The organism is Planctobacterium marinum (genome assembly GCF_020687805.1).
Lineage (GTDB): Bacteria > Pseudomonadota > Gammaproteobacteria > Enterobacterales > Alteromonadaceae > Planctobacterium > Planctobacterium marinum.
In genome coordinates, this window is sequence record NZ_JAJEWQ010000002.1 from 650,154 (window position 1) to 667,772 (window position 17,619).

The following is a 17,619-nucleotide window of genomic DNA, read 5'->3' on the forward strand; positions in this document are numbered from 1 at the left end:
TTTTCACCTCGATAATACTGAAGCCAATATGAAGTGGATAAAAAGGTCGGAGTTTAGTGTTCATGCCCAGCCTCCGATTTTTTTAGATCAGCAACTAGCAGATAACTGTTCTTTACAACCACACTTTCGCCGACGTTCAAACCGTCGATGATAGCAATATTGATAGCGTCTGAAGCGCCAGTTTTTACGGCGCTAGGGTGGTATTCATTGCCTTCTTTAATAAAAACAACATCATTACCTTCAAACTCTTGAATGGCTTCTTTTGGCACAACAACTGGAGCAGAGTGTTGACTGGTCGTAACCGCACCTTTAATTACAGTGCCAAGCGGCCAGTTATTAGTTTTGTTACCTAACTTTACAAATGCCAACGAATAAGGCTTGTTGTTTAGTGATGGTGTTAAATAGCTAATTTGCGCACTTTGATTAAATTCAGTGCTTTGGATTAGCACCTGCTGGTTAGTGTTAATTTTACTAAGCTGAGTAGGAAATACAGATAGCTGTGCCCAAATCACGTCAAAGTTGGCTATTGTCAGCAAGTTTTCACCATTTGTAAGTTCGCCAATATTTGCCTGCCTAGCGACTATACGTCCAGACATTGGTGCTTTTATCGAATATTGATTTAAGCTTTCATTGGATTCAATGACGACCAACGTTTCACCTTTTTTAACCTCTTCTCCGAGATTAACTTTTACTTCCTTAATAACACCATCGAATCTCGCGTTAACATGTGCAAGTGATGCTGGATCGGCAACGATTTTTCCATATACAACTTCTTCGTTACGAATAACACCGCTAGTTGCTGCTACTGTTTCAATGCCATTTTGTTTAGCCATTTCAGCAGACATGGACACAAATTCATCTTCGTGTTCTTCACTGGCTGAAGTCGTGATGGAGGTGAAACCAACTACAGCAACAAGCACTAATTTGAAAAGGCTGATTGGTGAATTTAATATTTTTTTCTTTTTCATGATTAATTCTCAATAAAGCTTGAAAGTTGGCTTTCTGTATTGCCGGAAGAAATTAATGGAATGCCTGATAAGGACTCGATGGCGGCGCTTTGTTTGTGAACCTCACTTGCGGCAAAAATAAGCGCATATTGCATCTCAATAAGCTCTTTTTGAACTGAAACAAGCTCCAAATAACTAAATCGCCCGTCCGAATAGGCTTTTTGAACTAATGACAAAGCACTTTCTTGTGGTGGAATTATATTGGTTTGTAAGGTTTCAACTGTAAGGCGAGCCTCTTCTTGAGCCGCATATAATGTCGCCAATTGGCTATAAATTGCTCGCTCACTGGCTTTCTTTTGCTGCTCAACTTCATCAAGTCTTGCTTTTTGAGATTGATAATTGCCTCTGTTTCTATCACTCGTAAATAGAGGGACGCTAAACCCTGCAACCAACGCAGTGTCATTGCTACCTTCAAGTCTTTTAATACCTGCGCTCCACGTTATATTAGCTTGGCTTTGTGCATTGATTGATTGTAATTGAGCTTGCTGAATCCTCGATTGCTCTGCATAAGCTAATATATGAGGGCTTTGAGAAAGTTGAGCCATGATGTATTCAAGCGATATTGTTTTGGGAAATGCAAATAAATCGCCTGATACGCGAGAGAATTGCGGTGATTGCTCACCCCACAGAATAGCCAACTTACGAATACTAGCCTCTAACTGCTTGGCAATGGTTAGTGTCTTTAATCTAGCTGTTGCTAAAGCTGCATCAGCTCGTTTTTGCTCTGATGACGGTGCTGAACCAACACGAACTTTTTTGGAGACCGTTTGGTAGGTTTCTCTTGCTAGCTTTTCTGCATTTTCATTGACAAGCATGACTTGTTGTAAGGTCAAAACATCGATATAGCGTGTTGCTACTTCACCCAAAATATCGAGTGTTTGTATTCTTTTATCAACCGCTATAGCTTGCTGTTGGGCATTAACATAAAACTTTCTGCTATTTACCTTATCTCCCAATTCCACCACGGAAGATATTGATAATGTTAATTCAGCGTCGTTTATTCCAGATACATCACCTGTACCTGCAAAGTTTTCCAATTCAACACTGATGTTATATTCAGGTTTTAATCCTGCGGTAGCTAACTCGCCGTCTAAGCGTTTTTGTTTGTATTCAAAAGCTGTTAGCTGAGGGTTGTTTGCAAGTGTTCGTTGTATCGCCTCTGATAATGAAACTAAATCAACGGATAAGTCGTTTGCAACTGCGTTATTGGTTGTCACTAAAAATGACAACATAAGCAACCGTTTTACTTTCTTCCAAGCAAGTACGGGAGCCTTTAAATAAGACATATTCATATTTTGTCCTGTTTATTTTTTTGAAACGAGCGTTGGCTTCACCGCCTAACGCGCCAATTAAATAAAAGGACTAACTTTTGGGAGGTCGAAGTAATCTGGAAGGGAGAGCTTCAATGACTACTTTTAAATAATCAAGTACCTGACTTGATTTGAAATCAATGTTTCTACTGATGTAAATATGCGTAGCAAACTGTACATGCGAGCCATTGCAGTGTCCGCAATGATGACAATCAGCGGGGTTATGTTGATCATTATCTGCTGATGATTGTATTAATTGTTCAGAAGAAATATGGTCATCTAAAGCATGAACATGCTCGGTTTTTATATGCTCGGAATCAACAATATGAACATCAGCAACTTTTGCCACAGCAGAAAATGACTGAAGTAATATCAGCACTATCATGATGTATGCAGGAAATTGTTTAATATTCATTTCGTTTCAACTATCTCTTAGTTATGTCAATGTTAACACTATTGTTTAGCTTGCGTCACGACATTGCTCGTCTATGAACTCTATTTCAATTGTTGTATGAGCAAAATCAAACTCTTTAAGCTCATGCTGTAATTCTAGTTTGTACGATTTCAGTTCTTCGTTAGATATTTCAGTGTTTAAAACAATATGGGCGGTTAAAACGTTGTGTTCACCATCAAGTGACCAGATGTGTAAGTGATGTACTTCACCCACAATGGCTTTAGAAACTATTTTCGATTTAATATTTTCAATAAGCTTAATATCTGGTGTTGCTTGCAAGAACAGCATGAGCGTCGATTTCAATGTTCTTACAACATTAAATAAAATAAAAAGAGTAAAACAAATCGATAAAATAGGGTCGAGTATAGGCCACTCAACAAACATCAATACTATTGATACGATAAAAATAGCTATCCAACCTAAAACGTCTTCAAGCAAGTGCCAGTTTAAAACTCGTTCATTTAGGGTCTTTCCATGACTTAGCTTATAGGCAGCGTAACCGTTTACCACCATGCCAAAAATAGCTAATAAGAGCATTCCTTCGACTTGAGGCATTTCGGGGTTAGCTAATCTTGGTATAGCCTCAATTAGTATAAAAACAGAACCAACAGTTAATACCAAACCGTTAATCAATGCGCCAAGCAATGAAAAGCGTTTGTAACCGTATGAGAACTGGCTAGAGGCAGGTTTGTTACTGAGCTTATTTAATCCCCATGCGGTGCCTATGGAAATGCTATCTCCTAAATCATGGATAGCATCTGCCATGATTGCCGTACTATTGGTTAACCAACCTCCGATAAATTCGATGATGGTAAACATGAGGTTTAGAAAAAAAGCCCAGCCAATGCGTCTCGAAGCGTCCTCATCATGGTGAGAGTGATCATGACCGTGAGAGTGGCTATGCATGTTGAGCCTCGGCGTTTACATTTTTTCCTCTAAGCCTTTGTACATTCCAATTAATGATATGACGGATAAAGTTTTGGTACGCCCAACGTTTTACACCCGTCAGATTGGTTCCTCGTTCAGCATAGAATTCATCGGGTGAATCATATAGGCCAAAGTCATCGTGTATGCCTTCTTTTTGAATATAAGTATCTTTACCAACCCAGTTCGTCTCTGGGTTACTTATGCAGGTAGTAGCTATTCCATAACCGCAAAAACTATCTTTAGCTTGATTGAATTTGGATTGAATTGAACTTAGATAAGCTTCGTCGAGAATGAAGCCTTCTAAATTGATCCACTTACCTTCATAGAGCACTTCTACCCAGCTATGGATAATGTATTTAGGGGCTAACCAAAATACATAAGAAGGAATTGCCCCTTTCTGAAGTTGTTGATCAATCGTAAAACCATGAAAACGACACTGAATACCAATTGCCCGTAATAGAGCCATCAACAAGTTTCCTTTGGTATTACACTGCCCATAGCCATCAGCTAAAACTTCACTTGCGGATATGTCATCGCTGCGGTTGTAACCGAACTGAATCTCATCTTTGACAAAGGTGTAAGCAGCTCCGATCTTGTTGAAATCATCTAGATTTAGCCAGCTTTTTTCTTTAATCAAGCGCTGAATACTATCTTCATTAAAGTTAAGGATCTTTGTTGTTGATAAATAATTGTTGTTCATATTTACCTTCCTAAATGATGTTAATTCGCTTTACTTGGTAACACTATAGACTCTATAGTTACTATAGGGTCAAGTAGGGGGTATTAAAATAATGAAAATAGGTCAACTATCTAAGGTTTCTGGTTGCTCAATACAAACAATTAGGTATTACGAAAAAGAAGGGTTGCTAAAGTTACCTAACCGGAGCGAAGGAAACTTTAGACTATATGATGAAAAAGCTCTTCAAGAGTTAGAGTTTGTAAAACACTGCCGAAGCCTTGATATTCCACTATCAGATATAAAAACCCTACTTGAACTTAAAAACAAACCTGAAGAAAGCTGCTCTTCAATCAATAACTTAATTACAAATCAACTTAAAATGGTCAACAAGCGAATTAAGGAATTGAACGCGTTGAAATCCGAGCTTCAGTTAATGAAGAAAGCCTGTTCATTAACTGGCAACACAGTTGAAGCTTGCGGCATAATGACTTCTTTAAACTCATAACCTTTAAATAAAAATCAAATTGAACGATATGCCGAAATATATGAAACAATCAAAGAAAATCAGTTTTAAGGTTTTTATATTTGATTGAAGTAGTTATTTTAGCAATTGCATTGAGTATGGATGCATTTGCCGTGTCGATAGGTTTAGGCTCAAAGAAGGTTGTGAATGCCATATTATTGAGAATAAAGGCTGCAATTTATTTTGGTTTGTTCCAAGGATTCATGCCTATTCTAGGCTATTACAGCGGCAAAGGGTTATCATCTTGGGTTGAAGATTATGCACCTTGGATAGCTTTTATTTTGCTAGTATTTATCGGTGGCAAAATGATTTATGAGTCCCTATCCGAAGGAATTGAAGAAGATATTGCGAAAGTTACTCATCGAGTGCTACTTGTTCTCGCCATTGCTACTAGTATTGATGCTATGGCCGCAGGTTATGCAATCACTTTGCTTGAAGTAGATATATTCTTAGCTTGCTTGATAATAGGCGTCACGACGTTTGCCTTTAGCTGGATTGGTGTGAATATCGGCGAAAGAAGTGGCGTATGGCTGGAATCTAAAGCTGAACTATTTGGTGGTTTAGTGTTAACCGCAATCGCATTTAAGATATTACTTGGTTGACACAGAACCACCGAATACTAGGCTACTTACCTGAGCAACATGCATTGCCTTCTTGAATAGGAGGACACTTAACTGTTCCATAAGAGCAATAAACGCAACAATCACCTTTTAACGGTTTAAGTAGTGCTTTACAGTTTTCGCATTCGTAATACCATTGGCAAGCGTTTGTAGGCATGGTTTCAACTTTGCTAAATCCACATTCAGGACAAGTTATCTTAGATTCTAATTCTATATCTTGCATACTGGTTCCTTAATGGGCTTAACAATATCTAAAATAGACATTACGACCATCCAAATGATCCCAAAGTAAAATAAGTAAGTACTCCAGTCGTATTGCCATAACGGATAAAGGGTCAGCAATACTGCAATTGGGCCAATGACACTCAAAACTCCTCTCAATGAATCTCGATTTTGATACCAATTGTATAAATTAACTAACAACGCTAGTGAGGCAAATAATGGCAATAAGGTGTTTACCGCTATTCCTTCAAAATGTGAAAGAAAGCCTAACCCAAGAGCAGATGCCAATGAGCCGAGCGCGGGAAAACATGCTGTGCAACTAAGGGCGGCTAGCCAAACGCCACCAGAACCTACTTTATCTAGAATTTTATTGAACATAACTATCTACCTCAATTTTTAGGGTAGTATAAACTCCGTACATAAGTACGGGGTCAATAGTTATTTAAGTGAATTTATAATTGGGCAGGATTGAGGGTTTTGATTGGCCTTGCAAGAATCTGTCATATCTTGAATTACTTTCTCTAATCGCTGTAAATCAGCAATTTTATTACGAATGAGATTAAGTTTTTGCAACCCCATCGACTCAATATCAGCGCAATTGCCACTTATTGACATGAGCGAGCCAATTTCTTTCAGCGTAAACCCTAATGCTTTAGCTTTCAGAATAAATTTGAGTTGACTGGCATGAGTTTCGTCATACTTTCGATAACCTGATTCTGGTTTTGGTGGCTGTTCTATTAAACCTTGGCGCTCATAAAAGCGGATAGTTTCAACGCTAATGTTTAGTTCTTTGGCAAGCTTACCTATGGTTTTCATTTGCAGCCCCCTTAAATAATTTGCTGTATGTAACAAATGTTATTAATTTCATTGTGTTGTTAACTTCGCTTTTAACTTTTCAATTTCCAATAACAATTCTTGATTCTCTGCATCTTTTTGTTCTGCATTTTCTATTGCTTTTTGCCTTTCTAGCTCAAGGCGAGTTTTGTCAGATTCTAGTTCGTTAATCTTTAACGACTTTTTAAATGAATCAGTTTGTTGCATCGTTCTTTTACGACTCGAAATATAGTCTTCTAGAGAGCCGGAGCTACGATGGGTCATCTCTTTTTCCATCTGAAGTGCAATTGCGGTTTCATTAGCACTAAAGCCTAGCTCTATTGCAGCGTCCAAATGTTTATCAAGACTATCTCCAGAAAATTTATGGCGTAATGAATAAATCGATTTACCTTTAGGCCAGCCAAGTTCTGTGGTGATTTCACTGAAGATCTTGCTGATATTTTCCGCCGTTAATGGTTTAAAGTTGTTGGGGTCTATGAACAAATGACCATCGTAGTTGCCAGTATCAATGTTGGTGAGAAACTCTTCCAAATCATTCTCAATGAAATTCCTGACAGCGAGCACTGTAGAGAATCTAAAGCTCACTGGCATAGTATTTCCTTGTTTAGCCAGCTTTGGAACAATTGATAAACTATCTTGCTTGTTGAGGAAGAACTCTCTTTCGATGATTTCTTTAGAAAATTGAAGCCTACGATAGCTACTAACCGAAATCGGGCGGCTACCCGTTTCATTCATGATCTGCGCAATTAGCAATAGTGACGCTCGCTCATAGCCCTGATATTCATTAACTATGAAATTATTTAGCTCTTCTAATTCATACTCACTTGCGTCTTTTCTGTTTCGGCTTCTGGTATCACTATCTCTGAATAATTCTGGATAAAGTGAATTATTGTTTGGCTTTTCATTTCTAGATACGGCGATTTCTTTCAACAGTAATGATGATGTTATCTGATATGAAAACTTATTGGCCGGATCAAAACCAAGAATATTGGGGTGATATGTACCTTGCTTTTGTACCCAATGATAAAAGTTATAGATTGGCATCAAAAAATCGCTGTTGACCGTTTGCTTGGCAACGTTTTCATTACCTCTGTAGCGTGAATCTGCCGTTGTTTCATTTAAACAGAATGCTCTAAATTCCCTCATACATGAGTCATTCATTTCGAGCCAGCTTAGTTTATGTTTGCCGGAGTTTAAGAATTTAAATAATCGTCTGATAGCCTTTCGGTAAGTGCGTATAGTTTTGGGATCTCTATCTAGTTCAATGATAAAATCTGTCGGTCCCCAAAGAACCTCTCCGCTTATATCTTGGTAAACATAATGATCTCGACGATCATAGCGTACCTTTGTTTCAGTAATACCGTTACTCATCTGAAACCTCCAGTTTAAGCGGAACACCACAATGTCTTTTAGCGCTAAACTCTGTGGCATCAACCGTGTTGACTAATTGACTCCTATTGCCGACAAATAACATCGACTCTTTAGATGCGTTTATACATGTGTAAAGCCATGATTTATCAATCAAATAGAAATTATCCAAAATAACTAAGGAATGATTAAATTGATTACCCTGAACCTTGTGCGCCGTAATTGCATAGCAAAGAGCAATGCTTTCAATACCTTCTATAGACAAATCGATACAATCACCGCCTATGTTTACCTTCATCCAGCACTCACGTCCATATGCAACGACAGGCTTTTCGTAAACTTCTATTATGTTTGCCAACGTACCAACCGATACATCAATAAATTTATTAGGTTTAGCAAAAATAATTGGTTCCCCTGCGTAAAAAACAGATTCACCAATTTCTAGCTTTGCTACTTTTTTCCGGTCAAAACGAATCCGCTGAACTTGAGAATTTATGTCACCACACAATTGTGGACTAGAACAAATGATCTTAGTTACATCACTTAACATTGAAGCCAATTCGAACCAAATATTGGTCGTAATGGTACTAAGCATCTCGTGAGATTTATCTTCAGTATGGTAAATACTTAGGCTTTGCTCTTCTGACACGTCAAATGCAGGAATAGCATCAAATACTGATGATGCAGCGCTACCAATTAAAGAGCTATACAGCCGTTGGATATCAGACTGGGACTCGGCAACGTTCACTTCAATTAACTCTGTTAGGGCTTCACCTTTTAATTCAACAGCCTGTTTGAAAAACGATCCCGGACCTATAGGCGGTAATTTAAACTTGTCACCAATGAAACAAATGTGAGCGTTAAGAGGTATAAGCTTTAATAGTTTATACAAGGTTAATATATCAACTGAATTTGAATTTTCTATCAGTATTAGTGCCCCAGACAATGCGCCTTTCAGGTTTCGCTTTTTTGCCTGTGAAATGAAGCGATTAATAGAATCTCCCTTTAAATTAGGCAGTATATTGTCTTCATTACGAACAACTGAATTAACTTTCCAAACGTTAATAGCATTATTAAGGCATACATCAATGATGATCTGGGAAAGCAAAGACTTTCCTGTTCCAGCTTCCCCGACAATAAAAGAAACAGGCTGATTAAAGGCATTACCTAATGCCTGTAACTGGAGAGGGTTTAGCTCAATATTATTGTTTTCTAGTACTGATAACGTTTCGTCAAACGCCAATGAATTTGTATCAAATAGCAGCTTTGTCATAGATAAACGCTTGTGAAGCAATGTGTTAATTGCCTTCTCAATCGCCTGATAACCTAAGATTTGTATAGTGTCATTTTGTTCGTTGAAGCAAAGCGTTTGAAAAGCGCTTTCTTCAATTTCATTTATATCAAATACAATACCAGCCTCATTCAGCTCAGCTTTGACTTCATTAGCAGGCAGTGCCATATCACCGTTATTACTGAATGACGAATACAGTATTGATTCAATAAACGAAATAGCTCTGCGCTTATCGTTTAATTTGATATCAAAATTAGCTCTTAATTTTTTGTCTAGTGATTTCCATGTCCGCTTTGCAGCATTTACAGAGGCTATAGGATAGAGCAGATATGGATTCTTTTTTATCAGGCTACTTGCGTCATGTCCTAATAGCTGACGAGTCGTTTCAACATACTCAACTGGTAATTTGTGTCGTCCAAAAAATAGATTTAATTCACTTTCACCAACAGCCTTAGCCCAGCCATCACAAAGATTTTGAGCCATAACTGGTGAGATTTTTAGCTTTTTACAGTTAGATAACTTTTTAGCTGAGTAACTTTGTAAAACTGCAAATAAACTTTCACCAAAAGCGACCTTAAGTTTCTTGGTCCAATAGCTATTTATACCGACAAAATGAGCGTTGTAGATAAGAAAATCACAAAGAACACCTGTTGAAATTTCTGCGTTAGGGTGCTGCTTTACAGCCTCATCAACAATGAATTGTGAGCCATATTCTTTATCAAAGGAATAATCACCAGTCACTCTCCAGATTTCTCCGGTTTGTGGGATTGACGTAATCGCACCGAATTCAGCCTTAACGACTACTTTTTCACGTGCAACCTTTAATAAAAATATAGATGAAACACCGCGTTTATCTTGTGTATGATGCCGGACTAAAGTGACTACGCCTGTTAATTGCTTAACATCTTCGTGAAACGATATATTGCTTATTTGCATTACACCTCACCATCATCCAAGTAAAGCTTTGGAATATACCGACCTGTCGCCAACAAAAACTCTTCTGAAGCTAGATCTAAATGAATTGAGTTAAGCTGGGCCTCTAATGCTTTAATTTTCAATTCAAGCTCACTATTGGAAACCGTATTTTCTACATTTTCTTTTGCTGAATTTTCTTCTTCAACATCATCAGACAGTTCAATCGCAAGCCCTTTTTGTTCTCGTACTAGCTTTTCTATTGGGCCATCAGGATCAAATAACTTTTGTAGATCTTCATTCGTATCAAGCGTTGATTTAGGCACATTATGCATTTTGAAAATTTGAGTCTTGTTAACCCGACCTTGATACAAAGGGGTAATAGGCGAAGTATTTACCCAATCTGCTATCTTTTTAGCATTCTGTTTACCGATATCCTGAGAAGATTTTCTGCGCTTATTCACCATGATTTACTTCCCCGGAAAATCAATAATAGAGGTGCTCTCGTCAGCATTGTCGTAGTCGATACCATGTTCGTCTAAAAGCTTTTTCAGCTTTGCATTTTCGATGCTGAGCTGCTTGCTCTTTAGCTCAGACTGCTTAAGTTGTTTTTTCTTGAGATCAAGCTGTGATTTTATAGACAAGCGGACACTTTCAATCTGGTTTTCTAACGTGCTGTTTTCTTCTTCCAATTGTTTGTTAGTTACTCGAAGTTCAATTAATTCATACGCTAATCCCTGATGATTAGCTTCAGATATTTTTAGCTCTTCCTCTAGCTCTTGAAGAGCATTCTTTTCTGTAGTGCTGCTTTGAAGCTTCGCCTTAAACTTCAGTCTTTCCCAAATGTTTAGTTTATTTTTATCGCCATAGATTCTTAGCTTTAAGCTCGTTGGTATTGCATCCAGAGACTTTGCAGATGTTGTATATGGCGGAATATCATATTGCTTAACAACTTCCTTACTGTTTTGTTTACCGTTCCACTTTCTAAGTCCTGTAGGGCTGGTAGGGAAGAATTCAAGGACATATTTTCCTTTGTCATCAACCTGCTTGTTACCATTAACCAATACAAAGGGGATGCCTTCGTTTGCCCATTTTTCAAGTATTTCCACTTTTTTTTCAATGCGCTCAAAGGCTTCTTTTTGTTGAGGATCTCGGTTTTGATTTGTCTTAGCCATTAGGTTGTTCCCCTTTGAAAATACTCTTACTTCTTTTCATTGTGCGTTCATGGCTTTCAATTAAAATCTCTAAATTGACGCTTTGTTCCTTAGCTCGCATACGTTCAACGGGGAGCGTCAAATAATCAGCTTGGACTGCCTTAAGTGCAATTAAGTCTTCTTTCATGATATTAAGTTGAGTTCGCTTTACTTCTTGGTATGCACAGCCTTTACATGTGGATGGCTCACAAGGCGCTTTATGCTTCTCAGCTTCTCCTTCTTTTTTATGGCAGGTAGCATGGGGTTTAGGCTTGTGTTTATGACCCCTAGCATCAAGCACTTGAGCCATTTCATTACTTTTTTCTTCGTCAGGTAATTCGCTAAAGCCTTTACCGTACTTGTCTTTTGTATAGTTGTTGAACCTGACACTCTTTTGTAAAACGCGGTAAACCTTTTTCAAATAAGAAGTATATTTACCTGCCATTTCTTCGGTGCCCATAAGTAGAGCCAGAATATCCTTTGCCGTTGTTTCAACACCTACTTCTGCAATGATTTTATCTAGAGCCTTATTTTCTTCTTTTATCGCTATGGTTGATTCAGCTTTCTCATTTCGAGTCAGCTTGGTTTTATGATGAAGTTGCTCATGCGTTTCTCTAGCGGCAGGCTCCGTCACGTACACAGTTGTTTCTTCGGGGTCAACATGTCCTAGCTGGTGACATAATGCTAGTAAGTCTGCGTTTTTGTACTGATAATGGTAAATAACGGCATAGATACGTCTGAATGGATGGCTTGACATGTCCACTCCAGCATCACCTAGCATCATTCTTAAGAAGGCGTTGCCAGTGATCTTTGAATCTTTACCCTTTTTAAAGTGATATTTATAGTGTTTGAAGTTACCTTGTTCATCAATTCGAAAAGTTGGCACATTAAACAAACCGTCAACATCAACAGCCCCCCATGCTTTTTTCAATTTGATTAAACACTGAATTGCTTTAGTGCTACCGTTGTTGGTGGTATACCAACGGCGTTCACCATTTTTCTCGTTATAAAAACAGGCTTGATACCAATTGAATTTTTTATCTTTGCAGCGGAAGAACTCTTCCGTAATACCAATAAGAGGGTGCTGGATTTCTGCTTGCCTTCTTGCGTTATAAGTTTGCAAAATGACATAACAAGCAGTCATTAATAACGTTATTATTTCGGTTACAGAGAATGCCTCAGAATCTTTATCTGAAGCAGTTAAACTCGATTTGTGAATTTCAATACCAAGAAGCTTTTCTAGCTCTTTAACCTTTTTCGAACTAACTAAAAATTCTGGAAATCTACCTTCAGTCAGTGTTCGAGGACGAAGCCCTTCATCAAGATATTGATTTTTTAAGCTGGTAATTTCATTTACTAATGAGATTATTTTTGAGGAGTATTCATATACCCAAAGATGCGAACCGCCCAATAGATCAACAACATGCTCTAAATCCAAATTTTTTGTGCGACCAGCAACTTTACCTAGTTTTTTAGAAAGCTGGTTGGGGTTAGGAAAAGGAATAAACTGCATCCGATCTTCATTATCTAGTTTTGCAAACCTATTCCAAGTACCAAACCAGTTATTCAAAGATTTAACGGCTGGTTGAGAAGGTGCGGGTGCTCCTTTGGATGCGAAACGAGTACCGAATTTAACTCCCTTTGATTTTAGGTGTTCTGTTACTTTTTGGTAAACACTAGTTGGAACTTGATTTTCAAGACTAACCGCACCGATACATTGGGCAATCTTGGGTACTCTTATACTCGTTACTTTAGAGTTTTCGGTACTACCGTCTTTGATTAAAAATGGCTCTAGTTCGTCATTCTCGATTAACAAATCGACAAATGAATTAACTCGTTCATGCAAGGCTAGTGTTGCTGGAATCCCACCTTCTTTGAGCGTTACTTTCATCTTATCGATTTGCTTTTGATTTACTCCATTTAGTACGAGATGACCATGTAAGCACATATATTCAATGAATTGCGCTGCAACGTTAACCTGCGACATAACTCCTGTTTTTACAAATGTCGGCGTATGTTTAGCTCTGTTTGCATAGATATCGATGATTTCAACAAGTGCCTTGGCATAGTCAGGGTAAACCAAAATAGGTACTGGGTGCTGCCATCCCGCAGCACCGGGAACCCATATATCTCGCAGATCTACAGATCCTTTTTGCAGTACCGTTTCATTGGCTTTTGCGCCAGTTATCTTTGCGTGATAATGTAAAACAGTACCTTCAATAGCGAGTTTTTCATCTGTAACTTGCAACAGTTTTGCATTTTCTAAAAGCAGATAATCATGCTCTTCCAGTATATCTTCCGGCGTTATATCTTCTAAGAATTGGTACTTAAGATTACTGTTCATTTTCTAATCTCCCTTTAGCGTCTTTGAACATTAGAGGGTTGGATAACTCTACATACTTCACTAAACCAAACGTAAATCGCATGTCAGGTGCAATATACTCATCAAAATATTCTCTACCATGCTTTGCCAATAGCACCTCACCACGTGCTATGTAATAAGCCTGATGTCGCAGGGTTTGTACAAATTCATCAACACCCAGTTCAACGCGATTGAACTCGCAACCTTCTCCTGAATGGCATTTTCGACCTTTACAAATGCTATCTTGCTTAGATTTATCAACAGCAGCGAAGATATCTGTGCAAGATGAACCGTCTGCTAAAATGAACCATTCTGGCAATTCTTCTTTATGATCGGCTGGTGCTACGATCAAATCCTCGTTAATGTTGCTACGATCTAAGCCGTATTTCTCTATAGATGCTTCTTTATGCCTAAACTGAACGGTTGTCTCAAATTTTCGCTGGAAGTCTGCATTGTTGGCTTCATATTCAATCACGGCGATAGGGTGCGTTAGATAAGCAGAAGTAACTCTACTGGTTGCATGATTTCGTTCACGTTGCGAATTTACCAAGCTACCGTCGATACCTTTTCTTAGATTCATTTGATGTTTGGCTAATAACTCCATCCGAAAATAAGGAAGGGTATAGTGATCACGTAACCTGTCTATAAAAGCTGCCGATAGGAAATTTAGCTTTGTAGAACCCTGAGTATCCCAAATACTCTCTGGCTTAAAGCCCATTCGTTCCATGTTGTCATGATGTTGGATAAGAAAGCTGATCACCTCACGAATTTCTTTTTCATGTGGCTCAATGGTAACAGGTGTAGTCTCTTTACCTACTTTTTCTTTGAAACCAGCAAGTACAAAAGGACCTTCTGGCATTTGCTCAGGCAAGTTTGTACGAGTCAACGTAGCTATTACATCTTTATTCCAAGTGGTTCTGATAACTAACCTGATAAAGCACACCAGAAGAATATTTTTCGGCAAAAATATACCTGACCAAAAAAAGTTTCTCATACCTGTACTTGAGTTAGGAAACCAGTGTTTCACATAAGTTGGGATTAACTCAGACTTTTGAGAGCAGTAAGTTGAGTCTGATATGCCAATGGATAGTTGATGTCGAAGGTAAGCCCCCATCACAACTTCATTTGTAAATTCTTTTCGGATGGAACTCGCTTGTGACTTTAGAATTCCTCTACCTTCGTCAACTTGATTGTTTTTAACTAAAGCAAGAACTTCTTCTGGGATATCTTTGATGTAAACCCCATTTTCGTCTTTTTTCGTGTAATCGTTAAAAGTAGATACAAGCTGTTTATAGCATTCAACTTCTTTCTTACACGCATTTAGTATCTGGTTAATTGGCTTTTCAAAGTACTCTTGTACATTTTTTCTTAACTCTGACAGCGATTGTTGTTGGTTTAAAATAGGGCTGGGTAAAACATCGCCATTCTCATCTACAGGCTCAATTAGTTTTTGAGCATTCATCTCTTCAGAAGCGCTAAACCGAGATTTGAAACCACAGTTTTTTATATCAATCAGGCCGTTGATTTTACCCGCGTGATTACTTAAAAATGTTCGTAGACTTTGGCTTCTAGGTGCCTTTAATTGTATATCTTGCTCATCGATGATGTCTTCAAGCTGAGCAAAACCTAACCTGAAATCTCGCTGCTCTAATTCAGACAATGGGCTGGTAAGGATATGCTTGATTTGTGCCGACTCTAATGATGTATCTACGACATAACCCAAAGTTCGCTCTATGTCAGATAAAGACGTGGCAGGCATTGGTGTAGTCGCTGTGTGCGTTTGTAAATTATTCAAAGATGTGACTAAGACACTGTTTAATTTCAACAAAGGTTTTAGTTTGGTAAGGTTAAACTCAACAGTTACATCTCTTTTTTTGCCGTTAGCTTTGGAATACCCGTGAAAAGCCATTGTTTTGATTTTTTCTTTTGGATTGATAGTCGAATCAATCTTATAATCTTTAAGCAGCCTTCCACTTTGAGTTGGAGTTTCGCATAGGTTTAGAAAGTCACGAATGAGTTTTAGTTTTTCGAGCTTGTCGTCAGGGAAGTGATTGGTTATTAATAACTCTAGGTCTATTAAACCCTTTGAAACATTATAAGAAATCAAATCATCGGGCTTTTTGGCAATAAGTAATCGAGCGTGATTGTAGCCTTCATTTTGAATCAGCATTAGGACTTCTACTAGCTCTTTTATCATATCGCTATCATTAGGGATAACAGTTGAGTCTGCTTCTAGCTTGTTTAGACAGCATTCACCAACACTTCCAGATGGTAAAATAGATCCGAGTAAGAAAGTGTCAATTCTGTGATCTACGCCCGAACAATTTACTGTATATTGTGGCTTAAATTTTAGCTGGCCTGAGCTGTTGAAGTTGGTTTTGAAGAGATCTTTCGCTTTATTTAGCTCAGGAGCAGTGAGTCCATGATCAAATAGTTTCTGTCTAAACAGTGTACTTAGCTGATTCAACTTTCTGTTTGGCTGCGCCTTATGTAAGTTTTTCTCAAAATCGATTAATGCCTCGTTAATTCCGGTTGGTGTTAATAGGTTTAATGGTTTGTTAAGCAAAATCTTTATTTCAGAATTTTCAGGCCACTTGTCAATTTCGCGTAACACATTTTTAAAGCCTGCGATGACGGAGTATTCAAATGGCTGTTCTTTTGAAGCGTTTTCTAAATTGATCAAAAGATTGTGTAAAACCGAATCCTTAACAAAGAGATCTGAGAAAGTGTCGGGATCAATAACGTTAAACTTTATTTTATTATTTACATCAATGGTAAATAGGTTGATGTTAGGATTTTTTTTAAATTCTACATTTGTTGATAGCAGTGTTTCATAAGCTAATTCTGATGCGTTAAAACCATTTTCTATTTGAGTGCTGAATGAATTGAAAAAGTTTCTGACTGAGGTGCTGTAGCTTTTGGCTCTATTCAAAGGAAAACTGTTTACTAATGCTAGCTCAACTGACTTGTAACCTTGGATCAGATCTGTGATGGTTATAGTCTCTGGTTTACTCACTAATAAATGGATTAATGCTTGGTGCTCTTCTTCGTCAGCATTTATCAGTTGCAGTAACTTTGATATCGCTAATCGTAAATTGTAGTGCGCAAGAGAAGAGCTTTTTTCGTTTTCATCATCCCATTTAGAATTGATTAAACAATGTTGTAAAAAGCTGCCTTTTTGGGCTAGACTTTGGAAAATTGTATTGTCGATGTTGAGGATGCTTTTAGTTTTATAGTTTTTCATAGGGCTAACTTAGGTATACCTTAAAATTTGTATCGACTTACAGATTGATGTATATAAATCATAGCATTCAACCGGTCGGTCGGTGTGTCTATTTTAAATTTATAATACCTCAAAACCTTATTGGCCCTGGCCGCCGCGTTGGAAATGGTGGTGGAAAAAAAACATGTACGATAAGATTATCGTAACCCGGAGCACACCTGAAATCGCGGAGTCTATCGGCTTTTTACCCGGCACCGAAGAAGAAAAAATGACGCCCTGGTTAGCGGCTATTACCGATAGCCTGGAAGTGCTGCATAAAAACGATGAAAACACTAAAGGCTCCATGAATTACATCATGGAAAAAGCCAATATTCAGTTCAAATCAGTAAACTTTATGCGGGGTCGAAGTATTCAGAATGCCATCGTGATTTTGGATGAATCGCAAAATCTGACAGCCTCACAACTGAAAACTATTATTACCCGTTGTGGCGAAGGTACAAAACTTATTTGTGGTGGTAACCTGGCACAAATTGACAGTAATTATCTGACCCCGGTGACTTCAGGATTAACCTATCTGGTGGAAAAATTTAAGAATTTTTCAGGAAGTGCTACAGTTAATCTGGATGGTGTTGTGCGCAGCCGCCTGGCGGAATTTGCTGAAGAACACCTGTAATTTAATGGCTCCAGGGCAGAT

General features: G+C 38.1%; 16 protein-coding genes and 1 pseudogene. 3 read left to right on the top strand and 14 right to left on the bottom strand.

The window, feature by feature from the left end; translation table 11 throughout:
• Positions 1-53: 53 nt before the first annotated feature.
• The 5 genes from LJ740_RS08230 to LJ740_RS08250 form a co-directional block, all read right to left on the bottom strand.
• Positions 54-968 carry an efflux RND transporter periplasmic adaptor subunit gene (locus LJ740_RS08230; protein WP_229528595.1) on the bottom strand — a complete coding sequence of 305 codons (915 nt, stop codon included), beginning with the start codon at positions 966-968 and terminating at the stop codon, positions 54-56.
• Positions 969-970: 2 nt separating this feature from the next.
• The gene (locus LJ740_RS08235; protein ID WP_229528596.1) at positions 971-2,299 is read right to left on the bottom strand and encodes a TolC family protein; all 1,329 of its coding nucleotides are present in this window, start codon (positions 2,297-2,299) and stop codon (positions 971-973) included.
• 70 nt (positions 2,300-2,369) lie between these two features.
• Entirely contained in the window at positions 2,370-2,732 is a 363-nt protein-coding gene (locus tag LJ740_RS08240; RefSeq protein WP_229528597.1) for a hypothetical protein, read from the bottom strand.
• A gap of 45 nt (positions 2,733-2,777) precedes the next feature.
• Positions 2,778-3,677, bottom strand: coding sequence for a cation diffusion facilitator family transporter (locus LJ740_RS08245; protein WP_229528598.1), 900 nt, complete (start codon positions 3,675-3,677; stop codon positions 2,778-2,780).
• Positions 3,670-4,398 (bottom strand): transglutaminase-like domain-containing protein, encoded by a 729-nt coding sequence (locus LJ740_RS08250; protein ID WP_229528599.1) that lies wholly within the window; start codon positions 4,396-4,398, stop codon positions 3,670-3,672. The genes LJ740_RS08245 and LJ740_RS08250 overlap by 8 nt, the downstream gene beginning before the upstream one ends.
• A gap of 91 nt (positions 4,399-4,489) precedes the next feature.
• Here LJ740_RS08250 and LJ740_RS08255 point away from each other — a divergent pair, with 91 nt between their 5' ends.
• Both LJ740_RS08255 and LJ740_RS08260 read left to right on the top strand, forming a co-directional pair.
• Positions 4,490-4,882 (top strand): Cd(II)/Pb(II)-responsive transcriptional regulator, encoded by a 393-nt coding sequence (locus tag LJ740_RS08255; RefSeq protein WP_229528600.1) that lies wholly within the window; start codon positions 4,490-4,492, stop codon positions 4,880-4,882.
• 80 nt (positions 4,883-4,962) lie between these two features.
• Positions 4,963-5,502, top strand: coding sequence for a manganese efflux pump MntP (locus LJ740_RS08260; RefSeq protein ID WP_229528601.1), 540 nt, complete (start codon positions 4,963-4,965; stop codon positions 5,500-5,502).
• Between the two features lie 22 nt (positions 5,503-5,524).
• Here LJ740_RS08260 and LJ740_RS08265 read toward each other — a convergent pair whose 3' ends face one another.
• The 9 genes from LJ740_RS08265 to LJ740_RS08305 are packed head-to-tail and all read right to left on the bottom strand — an operon-like array spanning position 5,525 to position 16,946.
• Positions 5,525-5,743 (bottom strand): GDCCVxC domain-containing (seleno)protein, encoded by a 219-nt coding sequence (locus LJ740_RS08265; protein ID WP_229528602.1) that lies wholly within the window; start codon positions 5,741-5,743, stop codon positions 5,525-5,527.
• The gene (merC, locus tag LJ740_RS08270) at positions 5,731-6,120 is read right to left on the bottom strand and encodes an organomercurial transporter MerC (RefSeq protein ID WP_229528603.1); all 390 of its coding nucleotides are present in this window, start codon (positions 6,118-6,120) and stop codon (positions 5,731-5,733) included. Before merC ends, LJ740_RS08265 begins: the two co-directional genes overlap by 13 nt.
• A 60-nt stretch (positions 6,121-6,180) precedes the next feature.
• A complete protein-coding gene (locus tag LJ740_RS08275) occupies positions 6,181-6,558 on the bottom strand; it encodes a MerR family transcriptional regulator (protein ID WP_229528604.1) in 378 nt (125 codons plus the stop codon).
• Between the two features lie 48 nt (positions 6,559-6,606).
• Positions 6,607-7,947: a hypothetical protein gene (locus LJ740_RS08280; protein WP_229528605.1), complete on the bottom strand. Its 1,341-nt coding sequence runs from the start codon at positions 7,945-7,947 to the stop codon at positions 6,607-6,609.
• Positions 7,940-10,171: an ATP-dependent DNA helicase gene (locus LJ740_RS08285; RefSeq protein WP_229528606.1), complete on the bottom strand. Its 2,232-nt coding sequence runs from the start codon at positions 10,169-10,171 to the stop codon at positions 7,940-7,942. The genes LJ740_RS08280 and LJ740_RS08285 overlap by 8 nt, the downstream gene beginning before the upstream one ends.
• Entirely contained in the window at positions 10,171-10,614 is a 444-nt protein-coding gene (locus LJ740_RS08290) for an RNA-binding protein (protein WP_229528607.1), read from the bottom strand. The genes LJ740_RS08285 and LJ740_RS08290 overlap by 1 nt, the downstream gene beginning before the upstream one ends.
• Positions 10,615-10,617: 3 nt before the next feature.
• On the bottom strand, positions 10,618-11,322 hold the full coding sequence (locus LJ740_RS08295; RefSeq protein WP_229528608.1) for a hypothetical protein: 705 nt from the start codon (positions 11,320-11,322) through the stop codon (positions 10,618-10,620).
• Positions 11,315-13,684 (bottom strand): hypothetical protein, encoded by a 2,370-nt coding sequence (locus tag LJ740_RS08300; protein WP_229528609.1) that lies wholly within the window; start codon positions 13,682-13,684, stop codon positions 11,315-11,317. The genes LJ740_RS08295 and LJ740_RS08300 overlap by 8 nt, the downstream gene beginning before the upstream one ends.
• Positions 13,674-16,946: a hypothetical protein gene (locus tag LJ740_RS08305; protein ID WP_229528610.1), complete on the bottom strand. Its 3,273-nt coding sequence runs from the start codon at positions 16,944-16,946 to the stop codon at positions 13,674-13,676. The genes LJ740_RS08300 and LJ740_RS08305 overlap by 11 nt, the downstream gene beginning before the upstream one ends.
• Positions 16,947-17,057: 111 nt before the next feature.
• Here LJ740_RS08305 and LJ740_RS08310 point away from each other — a divergent pair.
• Positions 17,058-17,598: pseudogene (locus LJ740_RS08310) on the top strand (PhoH family protein); the annotation flags it as partial.
• Between the last annotated feature and the right edge of the window lie 21 nt (positions 17,599-17,619).

Excerpts from the sequence above, each read along its gene's own strand:
- LJ740_RS08230 (WP_229528595.1), bottom strand. The coding sequence starts at position 968 with ATGAAAAAGAAAAAAATATTAAATTCACCAATCAGCCTTTTCAAATTA.
- LJ740_RS08235 (WP_229528596.1), bottom strand. The coding sequence starts at position 2,299 with ATGAATATGTCTTATTTAAAGGCTCCCGTACTTGCTTGGAAGAAAGTA.
- LJ740_RS08240 (WP_229528597.1), bottom strand. The coding sequence starts at position 2,732 with ATGAATATTAAACAATTTCCTGCATACATCATGATAGTGCTGATATTA.
- LJ740_RS08245 (WP_229528598.1), bottom strand. The coding sequence starts at position 3,677 with ATGCATAGCCACTCTCACGGTCATGATCACTCTCACCATGATGAGGAC.
- LJ740_RS08250 (WP_229528599.1), bottom strand. The coding sequence starts at position 4,398 with ATGAACAACAATTATTTATCAACAACAAAGATCCTTAACTTTAATGAA.
- LJ740_RS08255 (WP_229528600.1), top strand. The coding sequence starts at position 4,490 with ATGAAAATAGGTCAACTATCTAAGGTTTCTGGTTGCTCAATACAAACA.
- LJ740_RS08265 (WP_229528602.1), bottom strand. The coding sequence starts at position 5,743 with ATGCAAGATATAGAATTAGAATCTAAGATAACTTGTCCTGAATGTGGA.
- merC (WP_229528603.1), bottom strand. The coding sequence starts at position 6,120 with ATGTTCAATAAAATTCTAGATAAAGTAGGTTCTGGTGGCGTTTGGCTA.
- LJ740_RS08275 (WP_229528604.1), bottom strand. The coding sequence starts at position 6,558 with ATGAAAACCATAGGTAAGCTTGCCAAAGAACTAAACATTAGCGTTGAA.
- LJ740_RS08280 (WP_229528605.1), bottom strand. The coding sequence starts at position 7,947 with ATGAGTAACGGTATTACTGAAACAAAGGTACGCTATGATCGTCGAGAT.
- LJ740_RS08285 (WP_229528606.1), bottom strand. The coding sequence starts at position 10,171 with ATGCAAATAAGCAATATATCGTTTCACGAAGATGTTAAGCAATTAACA.
- LJ740_RS08290 (WP_229528607.1), bottom strand. The coding sequence starts at position 10,614 with ATGGTGAATAAGCGCAGAAAATCTTCTCAGGATATCGGTAAACAGAAT.
- LJ740_RS08295 (WP_229528608.1), bottom strand. The coding sequence starts at position 11,322 with ATGGCTAAGACAAATCAAAACCGAGATCCTCAACAAAAAGAAGCCTTT.
- LJ740_RS08300 (WP_229528609.1), bottom strand. The coding sequence starts at position 13,684 with ATGAACAGTAATCTTAAGTACCAATTCTTAGAAGATATAACGCCGGAA.
- LJ740_RS08305 (WP_229528610.1), bottom strand. The coding sequence starts at position 16,946 with ATGAAAAACTATAAAACTAAAAGCATCCTCAACATCGACAATACAATT.